This window comes from Cupriavidus laharis, from assembly GCF_914271435.1.
GTDB lineage: Bacteria > Pseudomonadota > Gammaproteobacteria > Burkholderiales > Burkholderiaceae > Cupriavidus > Cupriavidus laharis.
The window spans coordinates 296,453-316,471 of the sequence record NZ_CAJZAI010000001.1 but is presented as its reverse complement, the minus strand read 5'-3'; the positions used below and the strand labels follow the sequence as shown (position 1 = coordinate 316,471).

The window sequence follows — 20,019 nt, the reverse complement described above, 5'->3', positions numbered from 1 at the left end:
CAGGCAGTTATCGCGCGCATTTGCGCGCGTCCGCAGCGCAGCCCTCCCATGCAGATCGTCAACATCTCCGCTTACAAGTTCGTCTCGCTCAACGACATCGAGACGTTGCGGCAGGAAATGCGCTCGCGCTGCGAAGCCGCGGGCCTGAAGGGCACCATCCTGCTCGCGCCGGAGGGCATCAACATGTTCCTCGCCGGGTCGCGTGAAGCCATCGACAGCTTCATGGCCTGGCTGCATGCCGACGCGCGCTTCGCCGACATCTCGCCCAAGGAAAGCCTGTCGGACAACCAGCCCTTCAAGCGCATGCTGGTGCGTGCCAAGAAGGAGATCATCACGATGAAGCGCCCGCTGATCCGGCCCGAGGAAGGGCGTGCGCCGTCGGTGCGGCCGGTCGACCTCAAGCGCTGGCTGGACCAGGGCCACGATGACGAGGGCCGCCCGGTGGTGATGCTCGATACGCGCAACGATTTCGAAGTGGCGGTCGGGACGTTCGACACTGTGGTGGAATACAACCTCGCCAAGTTCAGCGAGTTCCCCGACGCAGTGGAAGCCCACAAGGCGGACTTCGAGGGCAAGACAGTGGTTTCGTTCTGCACCGGCGGCATCCGCTGCGAGAAGGCCGCGATCCACATGCAGGAAGTCGGCATCGACCATGTCTACCAGCTCGAAGGCGGCATCCTGAAGTATTTCGAGGAAGTCGGCGGCAGCCACTACCGCGGTGACTGCTTCGTCTTCGACTACCGCACCGCGCTCAACCCGACCCTGGAACCGGCGGGCCCGAAGCAGTGCTTTGCCTGCCGCGCCGTGGTAACGCCGGAAGAGCAGCAGAGCCCGCACTACGTCATCGGCAAGAGCTGCCCGCATTGCATCGGGCAGCGCGGCCAGGCTGCCGCCTGACCGTCACGGGCCTCAGGCGGCCAGCAGGTGGTAGAGATTGCGCAGCATGCCCGCCGTCGCGCCCCAGATGAAGCGGTGGCCACCGCCCTCGCGCGGGAATGGCATCGCGTAGAACATCCGTTCGCCATCGACCCAGCGGAACAACCGCCGCTCGTGGTGCGAAGGGTCCATCAGGAAGGCCAGCGGCACCTCGAACACGTCTGCCACTTCTGACGCGTCAGGCCGCAGGGTAAAGCCGTCGCGCACCAGGCCCACGACCGGGCTGACGTGGAAACCGGTGCCGGTGATGTAGTCCGGCAGCGCCCCCAGCACCTCCACAAAGTCGCGCACCAGCCCGACTTCCTCCTCCGTTTCCCGCAAGGCCGTATCGATGCGGCTGAGGTCATAGCTTTCCTGGCTGCCGCCGGGAAAGCTGATCTGCCCCGCGTGCGCGCTCAGGTTGGCATTGCGCTCGGTGAGCAGCACCGTCAGGCCATCCTGGCGCTCGACGATCGGCACCAGCACAGCGGCCTGGCGCAGGCTGCGGCTGCGGTCGTACACACGGGATTCATCGGTCAGCTCCGGGGCCCAGGCCGGCGGCACCTGCAGCCGGTGGCGGATGAAATCCGCCCGCAGGCGCGGCGCGCTCAGTGCCGGTCGGCGCGTGTCGGTATCGATGATGGGGAGGGATTCGGGGTCAAAGGCGGGGCGCATAACAGGTTCAAGTATGACAGATGCGCGTCTTCCGGCAGCGCAGCAATCCGGCACAGTTGCCAAAACGCAAAAAGGGCACCTTGCGGTGCCCTTCCTGAGGAAACGTCCGGCCGGTAAGCCCGGCCAGCATGTCCGGCTTACTGGGCAGCCTTGGCTGCCTTCGAAACCAGCTTTTCCTTGATACGTGCGGACTTGCCCGAGCGCTCACGCAGGTAGTACAGCTTCGCACGACGCACGTCGCCGCGACGCTTCACTTCGATGCCAGCGATCAGCGGCGAGTACAGCTGGAACGTACGCTCCACGCCTTCACCCGACGAGATCTTGCGCACGATGAAGGACGAATTCAGGCCACGGTTACGCTTGGCAATCACCACGCCTTCGTAAGCCTGCACGCGCTTGCGGTTGCCTTCCACCACGTTCACGTTGACGATCACGGTGTCGCCAGGTGCGAATGCGGGGATGGTCTTGTTCGCGGTCAGACGCGCGATCTCTTCCTTCTCGATCTGCTCGATGATGTTCATCGTTTCTTCTCCGTAACCATCGTGCCAGCGTTGTATGCCCCAGGCATTGCCCGGGCCCCGGCAGAGGATGGGGTTTTACCTGGCGGGAGAATTCTCCCGCCCTTCCTTCGCCACCCACTCCGACAGGAACTTCTCGTCGGCACGGGTCAGCAAACCTTGTTCGCGAGCCGCCTCGATCAGGTCGGGACGCTTTCTCGCGGTATTGGCCAGCGCCTGCTGGCGCCGCCACTTTTCAATCTCGGCGTGATGGCCCCCGAGCAGGATCTCGGGTACCCGCACACCTTCATACTCTTCGGGCCGCGTGTAATGCGGACAATCGAGCAGCCCGTTGACGAAGCTGTCCTGCACCGCCGACTGCGCGTCGCCCAGCACACCGGGCAGATGGCGCACCACGGCATCGATCAGCGCCATGGCGGGCAGTTCTCCGCCGGACAACACGAAATCGCCAAGGCTGATTTCCTCGTGTACACGGCGGTCAATCAGGCGTTGGTCGATGGCCTCATAGCGGCCACACAACAACACCAAACCCGGCCGCTGTGCCAGCGACATGACCTTCTCATGCGTCAGCGGCGCACCCTGAGGCGACATCAGTACAACGTGCGGTGCCGCCACGCCAGCCTGCGACTGCGCCGCCGAGGCAGCATCGATCGCATCTTCCAGCGGCCTGGCCAGCATGACCATGCCGGGACCACCACCATACGGACGATCATCGATGGTCCGGTAGTTGTCGGTAGTGAAATCCCGCGGATTCCAGGTACGCAGCGCGTACCGCTGCTGCTTGGCTGCCCGGCTGGTGATGCCCCAGTCAGTCAGCGCGCGAAACATTTCGGGAAACAGCGTGATTACATCGAACTGCATCCGCCCTCCCCCTCCGAACCGCGCCGGCTTCGGCACAAGCTCAGTAGTCGAGCCCCCAGTCCACCACGATGCGCTTGCCCGCGGTGTCGACCATGCGCAGGAACGCATCGACAAACGGAATGAGCCGCTCACCGGCCTTGCCGTCGGGCAATGCGTAAGCCACCTGCAGGATCTGGTGGGCCCCGTTATCGATCAGACCGGACACCTCGCCCAGCAACTCGCCCTGCTCGTTGCTGACGATGCAGCCGATCAGATCTACCCAGTAAAACTCATTCTCGTCCGGCGCCGGAAAATCCGCACGCCGGATCCACACGCGACGCCCCCTGAGCGCTTCCGCCAGGTTGCGGTCCGACACGCCGGTTGCCTGCGCCACGACAGTGCCGCTGTGCTCGCGCGATTGCGCGACCTTGACGCAGACCGCCTGGGCACGCGAAGCTTCCGCCGTGGCTACCAGGCCAGCCTGCGGAGGCGCGAGCAGCCACCAGCGGCGCGCATGCAGCAAGGCAGATGCATCGTCGGCATGGGGCTGGACCTTGATCCAACCGCGGATGCCGTAGGCGGCACCGACATAGCCGACCTCTACCAGATCGTCCGGCAGCGGATCGGCATACAGGAGCGTCGCCGGCAGCTTGACCGCCTTTGGCGACTCGCCTTGGGGCCGGTTCAACGGCCTCGGCGCAGCGGCGCCCTGCTTTCGTTCAGTCACGTGTGCAATGAAAAACGCGCCCGACAGGGGACGCGCTGCAGACTGCTATCAGGCAACGGCCTTGGCGGCGTTCTGCTTGACCAGGCGGGCAACGGTCGGCGACAGCTGAGCGCCAACGCCTTGCCAGTAGGCCAGACGATCCTGCACAACGCGCAGGCCTTCTTCGCCTTCCGAAGCCAGCGGATTGTAGAAGCCAACGCGCTCGATGAAGCGGCCATCGCGACGGTTGCGCGAATCGGTGGCGACGATGTTGAAGAAAGGGCGCTTCTTGCTGCCGCCGCGAGCCAGACGGATAACGACCATGAGATGGTTCCTCAGAAAACTTGGTGTTCGAACACGAAACGCAAGAGTATAGCCCAATATCCGTGGTCAAACAAACACTTAGGTAGTTGACGCGATGCGCAGGCGCGGGCATCGTGGCGGAATCCGCGACTGGAGGTACGCCATGGGGATCGTCCGGCACTTCATCGATCGCGCCGCGCGCTGTGCGGCATTGGCCTGCATCACCCTGCTGACCGCGCCGGCCACCACATTCGCGGCCTTGCCGCTGGCGCAGATCCAGTTGCCGCCGGGATTCCGTGTCGAAGTCCTGAGCGATGCCGTCCCCGAAGCCCGGGGCATGGTGCTCACACCATCCGGTACATTGTTCGTCGGCTCACGCGGGGAGGGCAAGGTCTATGCACTGTCCGCAGCGCTAAGCGGCAAACCGGTAGTGCACGTCGTGGCGAACGGCCTGGTCAGGCCGGCGGGCGTAGCGTTCCGCGATGGCAGCCTGTACGCGTCGTCTACTTCCCGCATCGTCCGGCTCGATGACATCGAGGCGCGGCTGGACAACCCGCCGACGCCGGTCGTCGTCACCGACCGGTTTCCCAAGGAAACGACCCACGGCTGGAAGTTCATCGCCTTCGGCCCGGATGGCTTTCTCTACGTTCCAGTCGGCGCACCCTGCAATATCTGCGCGCCGGACGAGAACCGCTACGCCAACATCATGAAGATGAGACCCGACGGCTCGGGCCTGCAGGTGGTGGCGCGCGGCGTGCGCAACTCAGTCGGATTCGACTGGCATCCCGTGACGCACGAACTGTGGTTCACCGACAACGGGCGCGACTACCTCGGCGACGACCAGCCTGACGACGAACTCAACCACGCCACGCAGGCCGGTCAGCATTTCGGCTATCCGTTCTGCCATGCGGGCAACATCCCCGACCCCGAATTCGGCAAGCAGCGCGCCTGCTCCGAGTTCGTGCCGCCCGTCGCCAGGCTAGGTGCGCACGTTGCCGCACTCGGCATGCGCTTCTACACCGGCACGCAGTTTCCGGCCGAGTATCGCAACAACGTCTTCATTGCCGAGCACGGCAGCTGGAATCGCAGCGAGCGTGTCGGTTACCGGATCGTGCGGGTGGTACTGGGCACAGACGGCAAGGCATTGCGCCAGGAGGTGTTTGCGCAAGGCTGGCTACAGCGCGGCACACCCTGGGGCCGGCCGGTCGATGTACTGGTAGCACCGGACGGGTCGCTGCTTGTCAGTGATGACCTCGCGGGCGCCATTTACCGGATACGCTACGCGCCCTGAAACCCGCTGCGGAACCCGCCAAAATGCAACGAAACAATCCGTTACACCGGTAACGCGATTGGCATAGGCGGGCTGATACCCCATGCGTACCATGAACCCAACTTTGAAACTACAACGCTGCGCGTCAGGACCCTGGGATTCCGCATGTTCACCCGCTCACTCCTGCGCGACTTGGCGGCTGGCATCCTCGCAGCTGCGGGCTTGATCGGCGCCGTTGCCGCAAGCCATGCACAAGTCACGTTCTGGCCTCGCCTGAATGCCGAGGCCCGCGCCCCGCGCGTGCAGGCTGCGGGTGGCTGGCAGATGGCCAGCGTGCGCGCCGAGAGCCGAGACCATGTGCAGGCACAGATCGATCGCATGGAAGCGCGTGCGCGCGCCGATGACCGCCTGAGCGGCCGGCCGAACGCCCCTCAAGGCCGCGAAGACAACCGCTCCCGCCAGCCGGAACGCACCAGCCAGAACGAAACCAACCGCAACGACACCCGCCCGGTCAGCATTGGCCCGGGCTGGCAGGCGCGCGGCCGCGACGGCAGCCGCTGAGCACAGCGGAACTCGTCCGGCTGATTGCTGTCACTATTTGAGTGCGCCTCCAACGCGCGCACAGGCTGTCGCCCGACGCTGCCCGGAACCCCGCAGCGTACCGCCCTGTGCAGACGGCATACCAAACTGACTTGCCTCTGCCCGGCACCTCCTGCAAGGCCGGGAAAACAGCCGGGCGCAGCCTCCACAGCAAGACCCAGCAAACTGCCGAGGCCTGTCATGACCCGCCTGTTGAGCGACTTGGCCGAGCACGCCGGACAACTGTCGCTATCGATACTTTTCATGCTGTTATTGACGCTTGTGCTGTATGGCGAGACTCGCATCAGCGTGCATGCAAGCGCCCTCTTCCATAGCCTCTTCCCTTCGGGCTGGCGTTAGCTGGCCTGCGCTGTAATCTCACGCTGCGCAAGGTAACCGGGCGGCATCGTACAATGTGTCCCGGCTGGCACCCGCTGCCGGTCGAGTCCCATTGAACCGCTGCCGGCGGCATCCGCCGGCATCCCTTCGCCACATTGCCCCATGCCTGCAGCCAGCCAAGCATCACAAGCATCCCGGCCCACCGCCGCGTCCTCCACGCGGTCCAGATCGAAGCTGCTGACGGTGACGCTTGCCTTCCTGCTGGGCAGCGTCGGCGCGCACCGGTTCTACCTTGGCGGATGGCGCGACCAGTATGGCTGGCTGCACCTGCTGGCTACGCTGGCCGGCGCAATCGGCGTTGCCTCGATGGTGACGGAGGCAGGCTCCCCCGCATGGAACTGGACGTTTGCCGTGGCCGGCGGCACATCGGTGATCAGCGCCTTCCTGGCCGCGATCGTCTATGGCCTGCGTCCGGACGACAAATGGGATGCCCGTTTCAACCCGGGCGGCATGCCCACGCGTTCGGGTTGGCCTGTGGTGATCCTGGTGATCCTGTCGCTGCTGATCGGCACCGGCCTGCTGATGGCCGGGCTTGCCATCAGCTTCCAGACCTTCTTCGAATCGCAGGTGGAAGCGGCGCGCGCCCTGTCGCAGTAAGCACAAGAAGGCGCACAGGCGCCACACGGGCTGCTGCGCGTAACCGCGCCAGGCTCCGGCACTGGCCGGAGACCAGTCCGCACCCGACTTGTCCGCGCGCAAAACGTGGCCGATGACGGGTTTCCCTTCTGAGCAAATCGCCCATACTGGAAAAACCGCCGGGCCTCCGGCGGCAATCCGCCCGGCCGGCCATGACACCGTCCGCGCAAAGGAGCAAGACTGACATGCCTACTTATGAAGAAGGACGCCTGGCGGCCATCGCAGTCCGGCTCGCGCTGTCCTCGGGGCTCCCCGCGGCCCGCGCCAGGGCCGCACTGGAGTTGGCAAGCAGCATGATCGGCGACCAGGAAGCGGCCGCCGGCACTCAGAACAAGGTGCCCTGCGCGTCGTCCGCGCCGGCTGCCCAACTCGGCGGCACGCGGAATCGCGAAGTATCGAGCTCGAATCGGTTGTAACGGTATCCCAGCCGGTCTGCCGCCTTGTAGAAACGCTGGCGCATCAGATCGGCCCACACCCCTGTCCCGCGCATGCGTGTGGCAAAGCTGGCGTCATAGGCTTTGCCCGCGCGCATGTCACGCACGCGGTTCATCACCCGCTCGGCACGGTCCGGAAAATGGGCCTGCAGCCACTCCTCGAACAGCGGGCGGACCTCCCACGGCAGCCTCAGCACGATGTAGTTGGCGTAGACCGCGCCAGCTTCACGCGCGGCTTCCAGCACGCGCTCCATGTCGGGTTCGGTGATGAAAGGAATCACCGGCGCAATGCTGACGCCAACCGGGATGCCAGCCTCGGACAAGGCGCGGATCGTGCGCAGGCGGCGCGACGGCGTGGCGGCTCGCGGCTCCAGCGTGCGGGCGATGGCAGCATCAAGCGTGGTTAGCGTCACGGCTGCAACGGCCAGCCCCTTGGCCGCCATGGGCGCCAACAGGTCGATATCGCGCTCGATCAGCGAAGACTTCGTGATCAGCGCCACCGGATGATCGCAGGCACTGAGTACCTCGAGGATGCCACGCGTCACGCCATACTTACGCTCGATCGGCTGGTACGCGTCGGTGTTGACGCCGAGCGCAATCGTCTGGCAACGGTAGGATGGCCGGCTCAGGGCCTCGCGCAGCCGTTCGGCGGCATTGGTCTTGGCATACAGGCGGGTTTCGAAATCCAGCCCGGGCGAGAGGTCCAGGTAGGCGTGCGTAGGCCGGGCAAAGCAATAAATGCAGCCGTGCTCACAGCCGCGGTACGGATTCAGCGAAACATCGAACGGAATATCCGGCGACGCATTGCGCGTGAGGATGGAGCGTGCCCGCTCGATGGTGACCTCAGTACGCAGCGGAGCGAGCGGCCCTGTGTCAGCCGGGTCAGCCGGGACGATCGGAATGACGGACTTGCGGGTCGCCGCCACGGCGCCGGCGTCGTTGACACTGGTGCCCTCGTCGTTACCCGGCGCCCCCCAGCCGTCGTCAAACGGCTCGCGCTGGTCCCGTTCGTACCGGCCCTGGATATTGCTGACCGCGCCGCGCCCCTTGCGCACCACCAACGGACGAACGCTTTCCGCGGCACCGGTATCGCCGGCATCGCCTTCGCGGTGCAGCGCACCGTGCGGATCGGGGGCGGAATCCGGCAGGAAACGTCTCATCGTCAGGCTGGCTGCGCCTTCTCCTCCACGGAGATGGCCAGCGTCTCCTTGATCTCCTCCATCACCACATAGCTCTTCGACTGCGCGGCGCCCGGCAACTGCAGCAGGATGTCGCCGAGCAGACGCCGGTACTCGCCGATCTCGCGGATACGGGCCTTGATCAGGTAGTCGAAGTCCCCCGAGACCAAGTGGCACTCGAGCACTTCGGGAATCCGCAGGACTTCGCGGCGGAACTGCTCGAACATATTGCCCGACTTGTTCCCCAGCGAGATCTCCACGAACACCAGCAGCGCGCTGCCGAGCAGGGTCGGGTTGAGCCTTGCGTAGTACCCCATGATGACACCATCGCGCTCCATGCGCTTGACCCGCTCGATGCATGGCGTGATGGTCAGCCCGACCGCCTCGGCCAGGTCCTTCATCGACATCCGGCCGTCCGCCTGCAGCAGCATCAGGATCTTGCGGTCGAGCCGGTCAAGGGCACGCACGGGCTGGCGACTCGTTCTCATGATTTATTCCTGTTTTCCTGAGAAATTCGAAAACTATGACTGGATTAGTTTCAATAGTATAGAGACAAATCCTTCAATCCCCTGACATCCTGGTTAGGAGCCCCTGAAACATGCGCGTTCTCGTACTTGGCAGTGGCGTCATCGGCGTCACCAGTGCGTGGTATCTGGCCAAGGCCGGTCATGAAGTGACCGTTGTCGACCGCGAGGCTGGCCCCGCGCTTGGCACCAGCTTTGCCAACGCCGGGCAGATCTCGCCCGGCTACGCGTCGCCATGGGCGGCTCCGGGCGTACCGCTGAAAGCCATCAAGTGGATGTTCCAGGAACACGCGCCGCTGAGCATCCGCCCCGACGGCACCCTGTTCCAGCTGCAATGGATGTGGCAGATGCTGCAGAACTGCAGCGCCGAGCGCTATGCCGTCAACAAGGAGCGCATGGTGCGGCTGGCGGAATACAGCCGCGACTGCATCCGTGCCCTGCGCACCGAGACCGGCATCGCCTATGAAGGGCGCCAGCAAGGCACATTGCAGGTGTTCCGCACGCAGGACCAACTCGACGGCGCGGCCAAGGACATCGCCGTGCTCGAGGAAGCCGGCGTGCCCTACCAGTTGCTTTCGCGCGAAGAACTCGCCGCGAGCGAACCGGCGCTGGCCGCTGTCAGCCACAAGCTGACTGGCGGCCTGCGCCTGCCTAACGATGAAACCGGCGACTGCCAGCTGTTTACCCGACAGCTGGCAGCCATGGCCGAGGCGCTGGGCGTCAAGTTCCTGTACAGCCGCTCGATCAACAACCTGATGACGCAGGGCAACGCCGTGACAGGCGCCGTGGTAGACGGCGAGCCGATGGCGGCCGACCTCGTCGTGGTGGCGTTGGGGAGCTGGTCGACGCAGCTCGTCAAGCCGTTCCTGCACGGCATGTCGAACCTGCCGGTCTATCCGCTCAAGGGCTTCTCGATCACCGTGCCGATGACCGACGCTACGCGCAGCCCTGTATCGACTGTCCTTGACGAAACCTACAAGGTCGCGATCACGCGTTTCGAGGACCGCATCCGCGTGGGCGGCATGGCGCAGATCGTCGGCTATGACCGTTCGCTTGATCCGGCCAAGCGCCGCACGCTGGAGCACGTCGTGACCGACCTGTTTCCGGGCGCCGGCGACGTCAGCGAGGCCACCTTCTGGACCGGCCTGCGCCCGATGACCCCGGACGGTACGCCGATCGTCGGCCCGACGCAGGTGCGCGGCCTGTGGCTCAACACCGGCCATGGCACGCTTGGCTGGACCATGGCCTGCGGCTCCGGCAAGCTGCTGTCCGACCTGGTGTCGGGCAAGTCGCCGGCGATCCGCGCGGACGACCTGTCGGTCGGGCGCTATCTGAAGCCGCAGCGCACGCACGGCGTGCCGCGCCCCGCGACGGCCTGATCCGCCGGCCGCAACGGCCTGCTCAGCAAAAAGGGCGACCCCACGGGCCGCCCTTTTTGTTTGCCGGAAACCGCCCGATCAGAACTGCTCGGGCGAGACGGCGTTCACCGGCGCGGAACCCGCGACGACGGCATCGCGCAGCGCCGACGCCTGCGACAGGATGTGCTCCGCGAAAAAGTGCGCCGTCGCGATCTTGGCGTCATGGAAGCCAGGATCCTCCGCACGCTTCGCATCCGCGGCCAGCATCGCGCGGCCAAACTGCCAGCCCGAGAACACGATGCCGCACAGCTTCAGGTAAGGCACGCTACCGGCAAACACTGCGTTCGGGTCCGACTTTGCATTGGCGACGACGAACTTGACGACGGCCTCCAGCGCGGCGCGGCCCTTGGCCAGTTGCGCCTGCACGGCCGTGAAAGCGGCACCGCCGTGCTTGCCCAGGGCGGTTTCGGTTTCGGCAATGCTGGCGCAGATGGCGCGCGCCACCGCGCCGCCGTCACGCACCGTCTTGCGACCAACCAGGTCGTTCGCCTGGATGGCGGTGGTGCCTTCGTAGATCGGCAGGATGCGCGCATCGCGGTAGTGCTGGGCCGCGCCGGTTTCCTCGATAAAGCCCATGCCGCCGTGCACCTGCACGCCAAGGCTGGTCACATCGATCGACAGCTCCGTGCTCCAGCCCTTCACGATGGGCACCAGGAACTCGTAGACCGCCTGCTTCTGCTTGCGCACGGCCTCGTCCGGGTGATTGTGCGCGGCATCGCAAGTGGCTGCGGCCACATAGGCCACCGAACGGGCGCCCTCGATCAGGCCGCGCATCGTCATCAGCATGCGCTTGACGTCGGGGTGATGGATGATCGTCACCGCCTCGCGCGCCGAACCATCGACCGGGCGGCTCTGCACACGCTCGCGCGCATAGACCACGGCCTGCTGGTAGGCGCGCTCGGAGACCGCGATGCCCTGCATGCCGACCGCGAAGCGCGCCGAGTTCATCATGATGAACATGTACTCCAGGCCGCGATTCTCTTCTCCCACCAGCGTACCGATGGCGCCGCCGTGGTCACCGAACTGCAGCACTGCGGTCGGGCTGGCCTTGATGCCCAGCTTGTGCTCGATCGACACGCAATGCACGTCGTTGCGCGCGCCGGTGGAGCCGTCCGCATTGACCAAGAACTTGGGCACGATGAAAAGCGAGATGCCCTTCACGCCTTCCGGCGCATTCGGCGTGCGCGCCAGCACGAGGTGGACGATGTTGTCCACCATGTCGTGCTCGCCGTAGGTGATGAAGATCTTGGTGCCAAAGACCTTGTAGGTGCCGTCGCCCTGCGGCTCGGCACGCGTGCGCACCGCAGCCAGGTCCGAACCGGCCTGCGGCTCGGTCAGGTTCATGGTGCCGGTCCACTCGCCGGAGATCAGCTTCGGCAGGAAAGTGGCCTTCTGCTCGTCGGAGCCAGCCGTCAGCAGCGCCTCGATGGCGCCGTCGGTCAGCAACGGGCACAGCGCGAACGACAGGTTTGCACTGTTGAGCATTTCGTTGCAGGCCGTGGCAACCAGCTTGGGCAGGCCCTGACCCTCGAATTCCTGAGGATGCAGCACGCCTTGCCAGCCGCCCTCGCCGAACTGGCGGAACGCCTCCTTGAAGCCCGGCGTGGTGGTGACCACGCCATCCTTCCAGCTGCTGGGGTCGAGGTCGCCCGCGCGGTTGAGCGGTGCCACCACCTGTTCGTTGAACTTGGCCGCCTCTTCCAGTACGGCCTGGGCTGTTTCCGGCGTGGCTTCCTCAAAGCCTGGCAACTGGCTCACGGCTTCCAGCCCCGCCAGCTCGTTCATCACGAACAGCATGTCCTTGAGCGGTGCGCGGTAGGTCATCGATGTCTCCAAACGTGTATGAAAAAGCCGTTCGCGGGACACGCCCGGAACGGCTTATGCAGCATCTCTGCGGGGCCGGCCGCAAGGGCCGGCGATATATCAGCCCAGTGCCGCAACCAGCTCCGGCACCACGGTGTTCAGGTCACCCACCAGGCCGTAGTCGGCCACCGAGAAGATCGGGGCTTCGGCGTCCTTGTTGATCGCGACGATCACCTTGGAATCCTTCATGCCGGCCAGATGCTGGATCGCGCCCGAGATACCGACGGCGATGTACAACTGCGGCGCGACGATCTTGCCGGTCTGGCCGACCTGGTAGTCGTTCGGCACGAAGCCAGCGTCCACGGCCGCGCGCGAAGCGCCCAGCGCGGCGCCCAGCTTGTCGGCCAGCGGGGTCAGCACCTTGGTGTAGTTCTCGCCCGAACCCACGCCGCGGCCACCCGAGACGATGATCTTGGCGGCGGTCAGTTCCGGACGGTCGCTCTTGGCAACTTCGCGCGAAACAAACTGCGACACACCGGCGTCGGCCACGGCCGGCAGGTTTTCCACGGCAGCCGAACCGCCTTCGGCGGCAGCGGCGTCAAACGCGGTGCCGCGCACGGTGATGACCTTGACCTTGTCCGAGGACTTCACGGTCGCGATGGCGTTGCCGGCGTAGATCGGACGCTCGAAGGTGTCCGGGGCATCGACCTTGGAGATTTCCGAGATCTGGGCCACGTCCAGCTTGGCGGCCACGCGCGGCAGGATGTTCTTGCCGTACGGGGTAGCCGGAGCCAGGATGTGGCTGTAGTCGCTGGCGATGGCCAGCGCCTGCTCGGCGATGTTCTCGGCCAGGCCGTCGCCGAAGTAGGCGGCGTCGGCCAGCAGCACCTTCGACACGCCGGCGATCTTCGCGGCGGCGGCTGCAGCGGCAGCGGCGTTGGCGCCAGCCACCAGCACGTGGACATCGCCGCCGCATTGGGCAGCTGCCGTCACGGTGTTCAGCGTGGCGGCCTTGATCGATTGATTGTCGTGTTCAGCAATGACGAGTGCAGTCATGTTCTATCTCCCCCGCGCTCAGATAACCTTGGCTTCGTTCTTCAGCTTCTGCACCAGCGTCGCGACGTCCGGCACCATCACACCCGCGCTGCGCTTGGCAGGCTCGACCACCTTCACGGTCGACAGGCGCGGCTTGACGTCCACGCCGAGGTCTTCCGGCTTGACGGTATCGAGCGGCTTCTTCTTGGCCTTCATGATGTTCGGCAGCGTGACGTAGCGCGGCTCGTTCAGGCGCAGGTCGGTCGTTACCACGGCCGGCAGCTTCAGCGACAGGGTTTCCAGGCCGCCATCGACTTCACGGGTCACCGACGCCTTGCCGTCGGCCACGACCACCTTCGAGGCGAAGGTCGCCTGCGGCAGGCCGGCCAGCGCAGCCACCATCTGGCCGGTCTGGTTCGAATCGTCGTCGATGGCCTGCTTGCCCAGGATCACCAGCTGCGGCTGTTCCTTGTCGATCAGCGCCTTCAGCAGCTTGGCCACGGCCAGCGGCTGCAGGTCCTCGTTCGACTCCACCAGGATGCCGCGGTCGGCACCGATGGCCATGGCCGTGCGCAGGGTTTCCTGGCACTGCGCCACGCCGCACGACACGGCGATGACTTCGGTCACAACACCCGCTTCCTTCAGGCGGACGGCCTCTTCGACGGCGATTTCGTCGAACGGGTTCATGCTCATCTTGACGTTGGCCAGATCCACGCCGGTGCCGTCGGCCTTGACCCGCACCTTCACGTTGTAATCCACCACCCGCTTGACTGCGACGAGTACTTTCATGCGCTCACTCCACTGATAGCTGATAGTCAGAAATTTGTCCGCTCGTCATTATAACCACCGGGTTGGCGGCTCTCATATTTTTCGAACGATCGTACTATTTTATAGGCAAAATTTTGCCGGGCATAGCCCGGCAGGCTTCTTGCACTCTGGTGATTGTGCCGCAACACGGGCGGCACGCACATCGTCGAATTGGATGAGATCCTCGACCTACCAGGCGGTGATCACCGAATCCTTGAACGTAGAAGTGATGTATTGCTTGATTTCCGGCGACTGGTACGCCTTCACCAGCTTGGCGACCCAAGGCTTGTTCTTGTCGGCCTCGCGGACGGCGATCAGGTTCGCGTAGGGGCCCTTGGGGCCTTCCATGGCGATTGCATCACGTGTGGGCGACAGGCCAGCCGATTCGGCGTAGTTGCCGTTGATCGCTGCGGCGTCCAGGTCATCGAGCGAGCGCGGCAGTTGCGCGGCATCCAGTTCGACGATGCGGATCTTCTTCGGGTTCTCGACGATGTCCAGCGGCGTTGCCTTCAGGCCGGCATTCGGCTTGAGCTTGATCAGCCCCTTGCTCTGCAGCAGCAGCAAGCCACGGCCGCCGTTGGTCGGGTCGTTCGGCACACCGACGCGCGCACCCGGCTTGAGCTGGTCGAGCGACTTGATCTTCTTGGAATACACGCCCATCGGGAACGTGACCGTGAAGGCGACATGCGCGAACTTGTAGCCACGGTCCTTCATCTGGGCTTCCAGGTACGGCAGGTGCTGGTAGCTGTTGGCATCCAGGTCGCCAGCGGCCAGCGCGGCATTGGGCTGCACGTAGTCGCTGAACTCCACCACCTGGATGTTCAGGCCATCCTTGGCCGCGACCTTCTTCACCTGTTCCATGATCTGGGCGTGCGGGCCGCCGGTGACGCCGATCTTGATCGGCTTGTCCTGGGCCACCGCGCCGGTAGCCAGCGTGGCGCCAAGCGCGGCGCCGAGAATCCATTGCAGCAGGTTGCGACGTTGCATGTCTTGCTTTCTCTCTTTCAGTAGCCGGCTTGCCGCGCGTGCGGCACAGCCTGATTCGTTGCTTATGTCCAGTGATCAGTCAGCGGGTCAGCGGTGGCTGATGCGCCGGACCAGCCAGTCGCCAAAGCTCTGCACGGCCTGCACGAAAATGATCAGGATCACCACCACCGCGACCATCACCTCGGTGATGTAGCGCTGGTAGCCATAGCGGATGCCCAGGTCGCCCAGGCCACCGCCGCCGATCGCGCCCGCCATGGCCGAATAGCCGACCAGGCTCACGAAGGTGATGGTCAGGCCGGCTACGATGCCAGGCATCGCCTCGGGCAGCAGCACCTTCCAGACGATCTGGCCGGTGGTGGCGCCCATCGACTGTGCGGCCTCGACCAGGCCCTTGTCGACCTCGCGCAGCGCGCTTTCCACAAGACGCGCGATAAACGGGATCGCCGCGATGGTCAGCGGGACGATCGCCGCGGTGGTACCGATCGACGAACCCACGATGAAACGCGTGAACGGGATCACCACCACCAGCAGGATGATGAACGGGACCGAGCGCACCGCATTCACCACCACGCCGATGGCGCGGTTGAACAGCGGATGCGACAGCACGCCACCGCGATTGGTCAGGTGCAGCAGCACGCCCAGCGGCACGCCCAGCAGCGAACCGACCACGCCCGAGATCGCCACCATCAGCAGCGTCTCGTTGAACGACGTCAGGAACAGGTCAAACATTTCAGACCACATGTTCGATCTCCTCCACCACCACGCCCTGTTGCTGCAGGAATTCCATTGCCGCCTTCACGTCGGCCAGTTCGCCGGTGGCCATGATGGCCAGCGAGCCGAACGCCTGCCCCTGGATCTCGTCGATATGGCCATGCAGGATGTTGAAATCGAGCCCGTAGCGGCGAATCGCCTGGGCCAGCACGGGCTGGTCCACGCCTTCGCCGGTGAAAGCCAGGCGGTAGACATGGTCGCGCCCGTTGCCGAGGCGGCTTTCCACGCGCTTGAGCACGCTCTCGGGCAACTCCTGCGCAATCACGTCGCCGATCATGGCGCGCGTGACTTCATGCTGCGGGCGCAGGAATACGTCGATCACGCGGCCCTCTTCCACCACGCGGCCCGCTTCGAGCACGGCGACGCGGTCGCAGACCTGTTTGATCACCTCCATCTGGTGCGTGATCATCACGATGGTCAGGCCCAGTTCGCGGTTGATCTGCTTGAGCAGGTCGAGGATAGAGCGGGTCGTTTCCGGGTCCAGCGCGGAAGTGGCCTCGTCCGACAGCAGCACCTTGGGCTTGCTGGCCAGCGCACGCGCAATACCCACGCGCTGCTTCTGGCCGCCGGAAATCTGCGCCGGATGGCGGTCCTTCAATGCCGACAGCCCGACCAGTTCCAGCAGCGGCAGCACCGTAGCCTCGATTTCCGGCTTCGGCTTGCCCGCCAGCTCCAAGGGCAGCGCCACGTTGTCGAACACCGTGCGCGACGATAGCAGGTTGAAGTGCTGGAAGATCATGCCGATGTCGCGGCGCGCCAGGCGCAGCGCGCCGTTGTCCAGCGCGGTCAGGTCCTGGCCGGCGACGATCACGCGGCCGCTGGTGGGGCGATTGAGCAGGTTGATGGCGCGCACCAGCGTGCTCTTGCCGGCGCCGCTGCGGCCGATGATGCCGAAGACCTCGCCCGCCCCGATGGACAGGCTGACGTCCCGCAAAGCATGCACTTCACCCGACCCGCCGGGGAAACGCTGCGAGAGTCCTTGCAGTTCGATCATGAAAAGTGACCAAAAGAAAACGGCAACAGGCGAGAAAGGTCTCCAGCGCTGTTGCCGCACGTTATTTTTTATGAAGCGAGTATTTTAAGCGATCCGTTTCATACCTTAAACGAATTTTTGCCGATTCCCTTATTCGATCACGGCATATAGGCCGTCAAAATATGCATCAAGAGGCACGCCAACTCGGTGGGCGTTTGTCGATGAACGCCTGGACGCCCTCCAGGGCCGAGTCGTCCATCATGTTGCAGGCCATGGTCTGGCCGGCCAGCTGGTAGGCCGCTTCAATGCCCATTTCGAGCTGGCGGTAAAACAGCCCCTTGCCCGCCGCCACAGCCGCCGCGGGCTTGGCGCAGATGCTGGCGGCCAGTTTCGCCACTTCTTCGTCAAGCTGCGCCGGGGCCACGACGCGGTTGACCAGGCCGCGGGCGCACGCGGTGGCGGCATCGATCATGTCGCCGGTCAGCAGCATCTCCATCGCCTGCTTGCGCGACAGGTTGCGTGACAGCGCCACGCCCGGCGTGGAACAGAACAGCCCGAGATTAACGCCGGATACGGCAAAGCGCGCATCGTCTGCCGCCACGGCCAGGTCGCACATCGCCACCAGTTGGCAACCCGCCGCGGTCGCAATACCATGCACCCGGGCGATGACCGGCTGCGGCATCTTCTGGATGGCCATCATCATGCGCGTACAACGGTCGAACAAGCGCCGATAGTAATCGTGCGACGGCTCGGCGCGCATTTCACGCAGGTCGTGCCCTGCGCAGAAGGCCTTGCCCGCGCCGGCCAGCACCACCACGCGCACCGTGTCGTCCGCGGCCAATCGGGCGAAGGCGGCAGCCAGTTCGTCCAGCAGGCGCTCGGACAGCGCGTTGAACGCCTCCGGGCGGTTCATGGTCAGGCGCGCCACGCCAGCGGCATCGCGCGATTCGGTCAGCAGCGGCGCGCTCACGCGCGGATCGGTGTCGGCCATGCCAGCTTGCCTCCTTATCGTTCCAGCAGCACTTTCAGGTGCGCCAGCACGCTGCGCCCCAGCGCGCTCAGGTTATAGCCGCCCTCCAGGCAGCTGACGATGCGCCCGTTCGCGTGGGCGCGAGCCACATCGACGAGCTGGCCGGTGATCCAGGCATAGTCCTGCTCCACCAGGCCCATCTGGCCCAGGTCGTCCTCGCGGTGCGCATCGAAGCCCGCCGAGATGAACAGCATCTGCGGGCGGAATTCGTTCAGGCGCGGCAGCCAGATCGTCTCGACGACCTCGCGCACCGCCAGCCCGTTGGTGTAGGCCGGCAGCGGGATGTTCGCCATATTGGTGGCGATATGCTCGGTGCCGCTGTAGGGATAGAACGGGTGCTGGAAGAAGCTGCACATCAGCACCCGCTGCTCGCCGCGGAAAGCGGCCTCGGTGCCGTTGCCGTGGTGGACGTCGAAGTCGACAATGGCCACGCGTTCCAGCCCATGGGCCTCCAGCGCATGGCGCGCCGCGACGGCCACGTTGTTGAAGAAGCAGAATCCCATGGCGCGGTCGGGCTCGGCATGGTGGCCGGGCGGGCGCACGCAGCAGAATGCGTTTTCCACCTCGCCGGCCATCACGGCGTCGGTCGCCGCCACTGCCGCGCCCGCTGCCAGCCTGGCGGCAGTCAGCGTATGGGAATTCATCGATGTATCGGGGTCGATCGGGTAGTAGCCGCTGGCGGGGCTGACGCGCTCCAGCGAATCGACATAGTCCGGCCGGTGCACGCGCTCGATCTGCTCGCGGGTGGCGGGAGTCGCCTCGCGCCGCTCAAGCAGGCCGTCCATGCCGTGGGAAATCAGTTGATCCTCGATCGCCTGCAGGCGTTCCGGGCACTCGGGATGGAAATGACCCATCTCGTGCTGCAGGAACTCCGGATGCGTGTAATAGCCCGTCGGCATGTCTTATCTTCGCTTTTTTGTCTCCAAACGTTACGTTAGCACAGGACAAGCCCGCCCAGCGCCGCGCCAGGCCTGTCGCGGCGCCGCATTCGCGGGGGAATGGCGCAGTGCCATCCGCTATACTCGCTGCGACTTGCTAAGGACACCATGACCGACACCCAGCGTTCACTGCGCCGCCCGTTGCTGGGCGCAGCGCTATCCGCTGCCGCACTGGGACTCTGCGGCCTCTCCCCGAACCTCCTCGCCGCCGGCAAGCGCCGCGTGAGCGTACGGGAAGAAGAAATCGAGCCCGGTCGCTATCGCGACAACACCCAGACGCGAGCCTTCATCGACGACATGGTGACCCGCCACGGCTTCGACCGCGGCACGCTGGAAGGCTGGTTCGGGCAGGCGGTCTATTCCGCTACCGTGGTGCGGCTGATCATGCCGCCGGCCACGCCGGGACGCAAAAGCTGGCGCGCCTACCGTTCGCGCTTCATCGAGCCGATCCGCATCAACGCGGGAGTACGCTTCTGGCAGGATAACCGCGACACCCTGCGCCGCGCCGAGGCCGAGTTCGGCGTGCCGGCCTCGGTCATCGTCGGCATCATCGGCGTGGAGACCATCTACGGGCGCGACATGGGTACGTTCCGCGTAATCGACTCGCTCTCGACGCTGGCCTTCGACTACCCCGCCACGCCCAACCGCGATGCCAGGGCTACGCTCTTCCGCAACCAACTGGCAGACTACCTGCTGTGGTGCCGCGACACCCGTACCGACGTCTTTTCGGTGGTGGGCTCCTATGCCGGCGCCATCGGCATTCCGCAATTCATGCCGACCAGCCTGCGCGAGTATGCGATCGACTACGACGGCAACGGCCGCATCGACCTGCGCAACAGCCCCACCGATGCCATCGGCAGCGTCGGCCGCTTTCTCCAGCTGCACGGCTGGGAGGCCAACCGGCCCGTGGTCTGGCGCCTGGCCGGGGATGACGGCAGCCGGGGCATCGCGGCAGCGGCCGCGGACGGCGAACCCTGGCCGACGCGGACACTGAACCAGTTGGCCAGGGCCGGCCTGAGGCTCGACGAACCCCTCGACCTCGCGCGCGAAGGCGAAACCGGCGTCCTGGTAGTCGACCTGCCGACGCCGGACCAGCCCACCGAGTACATGATCGGCCTGCGCAACTTCTATGTGCTGACCCGCTACAACCGCAGCTTTTTCTACGCGCTGGCGGTGTACCAGCTCGGCGAAGCGGTCAGGGCTGCGATGGGCTGACGCCTGACGCCACTGCAATTGCTGCGCACATCACCGCCTGCCAGCCCCTCGCTGGCAGGCCGAAT

Annotated in this window: 22 protein-coding genes; 7 read left to right on the top strand and 15 right to left on the bottom strand. The window is 65.2% G+C overall.

Annotated elements, in window-relative coordinates; genetic code table 11:
- Positions 1 to 48 precede the first annotated feature (48 nt).
- A complete protein-coding gene (locus LDO29_RS01455) occupies positions 49 to 897 on the top strand; it encodes a sulfurtransferase (RefSeq protein ID WP_224078017.1) in 849 nt (282 codons plus the stop codon).
- A 12-nt stretch (positions 898 to 909) separates the two neighbouring features.
- Here LDO29_RS01455 and LDO29_RS01450 read toward each other — a convergent pair whose 3' ends face one another.
- From LDO29_RS01450 to rpsP, 5 genes are all read right to left on the bottom strand, one after another.
- Entirely contained in the window at positions 910 to 1,590 is a 681-nt protein-coding gene (locus LDO29_RS01450) for a CoA pyrophosphatase (RefSeq protein WP_224078016.1), read from the bottom strand.
- Positions 1,591 to 1,727: 137 nt separating this feature from the next.
- Positions 1,728 to 2,111 (bottom strand): 50S ribosomal protein L19, encoded by a 384-nt coding sequence (rplS, locus tag LDO29_RS01445; RefSeq protein ID WP_011298686.1) that lies wholly within the window; start codon positions 2,109 to 2,111, stop codon positions 1,728 to 1,730.
- 75 nt (positions 2,112 to 2,186) lie between these two features.
- On the bottom strand, positions 2,187 to 2,969 hold the full coding sequence (gene trmD / locus LDO29_RS01440) for a tRNA (guanosine(37)-N1)-methyltransferase TrmD (protein WP_224078015.1): 783 nt from the start codon (positions 2,967 to 2,969) through the stop codon (positions 2,187 to 2,189).
- Positions 2,970 to 3,009: 40 nt separating this feature from the next.
- Entirely contained in the window at positions 3,010 to 3,675 is a 666-nt protein-coding gene (gene rimM / locus LDO29_RS01435) for a ribosome maturation factor RimM (protein ID WP_396022611.1), read from the bottom strand.
- A gap of 48 nt (positions 3,676 to 3,723) precedes the next feature.
- Positions 3,724 to 3,978 carry a 30S ribosomal protein S16 gene (rpsP, locus tag LDO29_RS01430; protein ID WP_224078013.1) on the bottom strand — a complete coding sequence of 85 codons (255 nt, stop codon included), beginning with the start codon at positions 3,976 to 3,978 and terminating at the stop codon, positions 3,724 to 3,726.
- 142 nt (positions 3,979 to 4,120) lie between these two features.
- Here rpsP and LDO29_RS01425 point away from each other — a divergent pair, with 142 nt between their 5' ends.
- The 4 genes from LDO29_RS01425 (at position 4,121) to LDO29_RS01410 (ending at position 6,802) form a co-directional block, all read left to right on the top strand.
- On the top strand, positions 4,121 to 5,248 hold the full coding sequence (locus tag LDO29_RS01425; RefSeq protein WP_224078012.1) for a PQQ-dependent sugar dehydrogenase: 1,128 nt from the start codon (positions 4,121 to 4,123) through the stop codon (positions 5,246 to 5,248).
- Between the two features lie 144 nt (positions 5,249 to 5,392).
- Entirely contained in the window at positions 5,393 to 5,788 is a 396-nt protein-coding gene (locus LDO29_RS01420; RefSeq protein ID WP_224078011.1) for a hypothetical protein, read from the top strand.
- 219 nt (positions 5,789 to 6,007) lie between these two features.
- The gene (locus LDO29_RS01415; protein ID WP_224078010.1) at positions 6,008 to 6,166 is read left to right on the top strand and encodes a hypothetical protein; all 159 of its coding nucleotides are present in this window, start codon (positions 6,008 to 6,010) and stop codon (positions 6,164 to 6,166) included.
- Positions 6,167 to 6,307: 141 nt separating this feature from the next.
- Positions 6,308 to 6,802 (top strand): TM2 domain-containing protein, encoded by a 495-nt coding sequence (locus tag LDO29_RS01410; protein WP_224078009.1) that lies wholly within the window; start codon positions 6,308 to 6,310, stop codon positions 6,800 to 6,802.
- Positions 6,803 to 7,166: 364 nt separating this feature from the next.
- On the opposite strand, the gene LDO29_RS01405 is transcribed toward LDO29_RS01410, so the two are convergent.
- Positions 7,167 to 8,435, bottom strand: coding sequence for a PA0069 family radical SAM protein (locus tag LDO29_RS01405; protein WP_224078008.1), 1,269 nt, complete (start codon positions 8,433 to 8,435; stop codon positions 7,167 to 7,169).
- 2 nt (positions 8,436 to 8,437) lie between these two features.
- Complete coding sequence (locus LDO29_RS01400) at positions 8,438 to 8,941, bottom strand: Lrp/AsnC ligand binding domain-containing protein (protein ID WP_224078007.1); 504 nt, start codon at positions 8,939 to 8,941, stop codon at positions 8,438 to 8,440.
- A 110-nt stretch (positions 8,942 to 9,051) separates the two neighbouring features.
- Between LDO29_RS01400 and LDO29_RS01395 the strand changes: the two genes are divergently transcribed.
- Positions 9,052 to 10,356, top strand: a complete 1,305-nt coding sequence (locus tag LDO29_RS01395; RefSeq protein WP_224078006.1) for a D-amino acid dehydrogenase — start codon at positions 9,052 to 9,054, stop codon at positions 10,354 to 10,356.
- 78 nt (positions 10,357 to 10,434) lie between these two features.
- Here LDO29_RS01395 and LDO29_RS01390 read toward each other — a convergent pair whose 3' ends face one another.
- From LDO29_RS01390 to LDO29_RS01355, 8 genes are all read right to left on the bottom strand, one after another.
- Positions 10,435 to 12,219 (bottom strand): acyl-CoA dehydrogenase, encoded by a 1,785-nt coding sequence (locus LDO29_RS01390; protein ID WP_224078005.1) that lies wholly within the window; start codon positions 12,217 to 12,219, stop codon positions 10,435 to 10,437.
- Positions 12,220 to 12,318: 99 nt separating this feature from the next.
- Complete coding sequence (locus tag LDO29_RS01385; RefSeq protein ID WP_224078004.1) at positions 12,319 to 13,254, bottom strand: electron transfer flavoprotein subunit alpha/FixB family protein; 936 nt, start codon at positions 13,252 to 13,254, stop codon at positions 12,319 to 12,321.
- An 18-nt stretch (positions 13,255 to 13,272) separates the two neighbouring features.
- Entirely contained in the window at positions 13,273 to 14,022 is a 750-nt protein-coding gene (locus tag LDO29_RS01380) for an electron transfer flavoprotein subunit beta/FixA family protein (RefSeq protein WP_224078003.1), read from the bottom strand.
- 207 nt (positions 14,023 to 14,229) lie between these two features.
- Positions 14,230 to 15,027 carry a MetQ/NlpA family ABC transporter substrate-binding protein gene (locus tag LDO29_RS01375; protein ID WP_224078002.1) on the bottom strand — a complete coding sequence of 266 codons (798 nt, stop codon included), beginning with the start codon at positions 15,025 to 15,027 and terminating at the stop codon, positions 14,230 to 14,232.
- Positions 15,028 to 15,114: 87 nt separating this feature from the next.
- Positions 15,115 to 15,768, bottom strand: coding sequence for a methionine ABC transporter permease (locus LDO29_RS01370; RefSeq protein ID WP_224078001.1), 654 nt, complete (start codon positions 15,766 to 15,768; stop codon positions 15,115 to 15,117).
- Complete coding sequence (locus LDO29_RS01365; protein WP_224078000.1) at positions 15,758 to 16,792, bottom strand: methionine ABC transporter ATP-binding protein; 1,035 nt, start codon at positions 16,790 to 16,792, stop codon at positions 15,758 to 15,760. The genes LDO29_RS01370 and LDO29_RS01365 overlap by 11 nt, the downstream gene beginning before the upstream one ends.
- Before the next feature lie 166 nt (positions 16,793 to 16,958).
- Complete coding sequence (locus LDO29_RS01360; RefSeq protein ID WP_224077999.1) at positions 16,959 to 17,762, bottom strand: enoyl-CoA hydratase; 804 nt, start codon at positions 17,760 to 17,762, stop codon at positions 16,959 to 16,961.
- A 14-nt stretch (positions 17,763 to 17,776) separates the two neighbouring features.
- The gene (locus LDO29_RS01355; RefSeq protein WP_224077998.1) at positions 17,777 to 18,700 is read right to left on the bottom strand and encodes a histone deacetylase family protein; all 924 of its coding nucleotides are present in this window, start codon (positions 18,698 to 18,700) and stop codon (positions 17,777 to 17,779) included.
- Positions 18,701 to 18,847: 147 nt separating this feature from the next.
- On the opposite strand from LDO29_RS01355, the gene mltB reads away from it, so the two are divergent.
- Positions 18,848 to 19,954 carry a lytic murein transglycosylase B gene (gene mltB, locus LDO29_RS01350; RefSeq protein WP_224077997.1) on the top strand — a complete coding sequence of 369 codons (1,107 nt, stop codon included), beginning with the start codon at positions 18,848 to 18,850 and terminating at the stop codon, positions 19,952 to 19,954.
- Positions 19,955 to 20,019: the final 65 nt, after the last annotated feature.

Excerpts from the sequence above, each read along its gene's own strand:
- LDO29_RS01360 (WP_224077999.1), bottom strand. The coding sequence starts at position 17,762 with ATGGCCGACACCGATCCGCGCGTGAGCGCGCCGCTGCTGACCGAATCG.
- LDO29_RS01395 (WP_224078006.1), top strand. The coding sequence starts at position 9,052 with ATGCGCGTTCTCGTACTTGGCAGTGGCGTCATCGGCGTCACCAGTGCG.
- LDO29_RS01355 (WP_224077998.1), bottom strand. The coding sequence starts at position 18,700 with ATGCCGACGGGCTATTACACGCATCCGGAGTTCCTGCAGCACGAGATG.
- LDO29_RS01410 (WP_224078009.1), top strand. The coding sequence starts at position 6,308 with ATGCCTGCAGCCAGCCAAGCATCACAAGCATCCCGGCCCACCGCCGCG.
- LDO29_RS01380 (WP_224078003.1), bottom strand. The coding sequence starts at position 14,022 with ATGAAAGTACTCGTCGCAGTCAAGCGGGTGGTGGATTACAACGTGAAG.
- LDO29_RS01415 (WP_224078010.1), top strand. The coding sequence starts at position 6,008 with ATGACCCGCCTGTTGAGCGACTTGGCCGAGCACGCCGGACAACTGTCG.
- LDO29_RS01385 (WP_224078004.1), bottom strand. The coding sequence starts at position 13,254 with ATGACTGCACTCGTCATTGCTGAACACGACAATCAATCGATCAAGGCC.
- LDO29_RS01375 (WP_224078002.1), bottom strand. The coding sequence starts at position 15,027 with ATGCAACGTCGCAACCTGCTGCAATGGATTCTCGGCGCCGCGCTTGGC.
- rpsP (WP_224078013.1), bottom strand. The coding sequence starts at position 3,978 with ATGGTCGTTATCCGTCTGGCTCGCGGCGGCAGCAAGAAGCGCCCTTTC.
- LDO29_RS01420 (WP_224078011.1), top strand. The coding sequence starts at position 5,393 with ATGTTCACCCGCTCACTCCTGCGCGACTTGGCGGCTGGCATCCTCGCA.
- LDO29_RS01365 (WP_224078000.1), bottom strand. The coding sequence starts at position 16,792 with ATGATCGAACTGCAAGGACTCTCGCAGCGTTTCCCCGGCGGGTCGGGT.
- LDO29_RS01425 (WP_224078012.1), top strand. The coding sequence starts at position 4,121 with ATGGGGATCGTCCGGCACTTCATCGATCGCGCCGCGCGCTGTGCGGCA.
- LDO29_RS01450 (WP_224078016.1), bottom strand. The coding sequence starts at position 1,590 with ATGCGCCCCGCCTTTGACCCCGAATCCCTCCCCATCATCGATACCGAC.
- LDO29_RS01390 (WP_224078005.1), bottom strand. The coding sequence starts at position 12,219 with ATGACCTACCGCGCACCGCTCAAGGACATGCTGTTCGTGATGAACGAG.
- LDO29_RS01405 (WP_224078008.1), bottom strand. The coding sequence starts at position 8,435 with ATGAGACGTTTCCTGCCGGATTCCGCCCCCGATCCGCACGGTGCGCTG.
- LDO29_RS01400 (WP_224078007.1), bottom strand. The coding sequence starts at position 8,941 with ATGAGAACGAGTCGCCAGCCCGTGCGTGCCCTTGACCGGCTCGACCGC.
- rplS (WP_011298686.1), bottom strand. The coding sequence starts at position 2,111 with ATGAACATCATCGAGCAGATCGAGAAGGAAGAGATCGCGCGTCTGACC.
- LDO29_RS01455 (WP_224078017.1), top strand. The coding sequence starts at position 49 with ATGCAGATCGTCAACATCTCCGCTTACAAGTTCGTCTCGCTCAACGAC.
- mltB (WP_224077997.1), top strand. The coding sequence starts at position 18,848 with ATGACCGACACCCAGCGTTCACTGCGCCGCCCGTTGCTGGGCGCAGCG.
- trmD (WP_224078015.1), bottom strand. The coding sequence starts at position 2,969 with ATGCAGTTCGATGTAATCACGCTGTTTCCCGAAATGTTTCGCGCGCTG.
- LDO29_RS01370 (WP_224078001.1), bottom strand. The coding sequence starts at position 15,768 with ATGTGGTCTGAAATGTTTGACCTGTTCCTGACGTCGTTCAACGAGACG.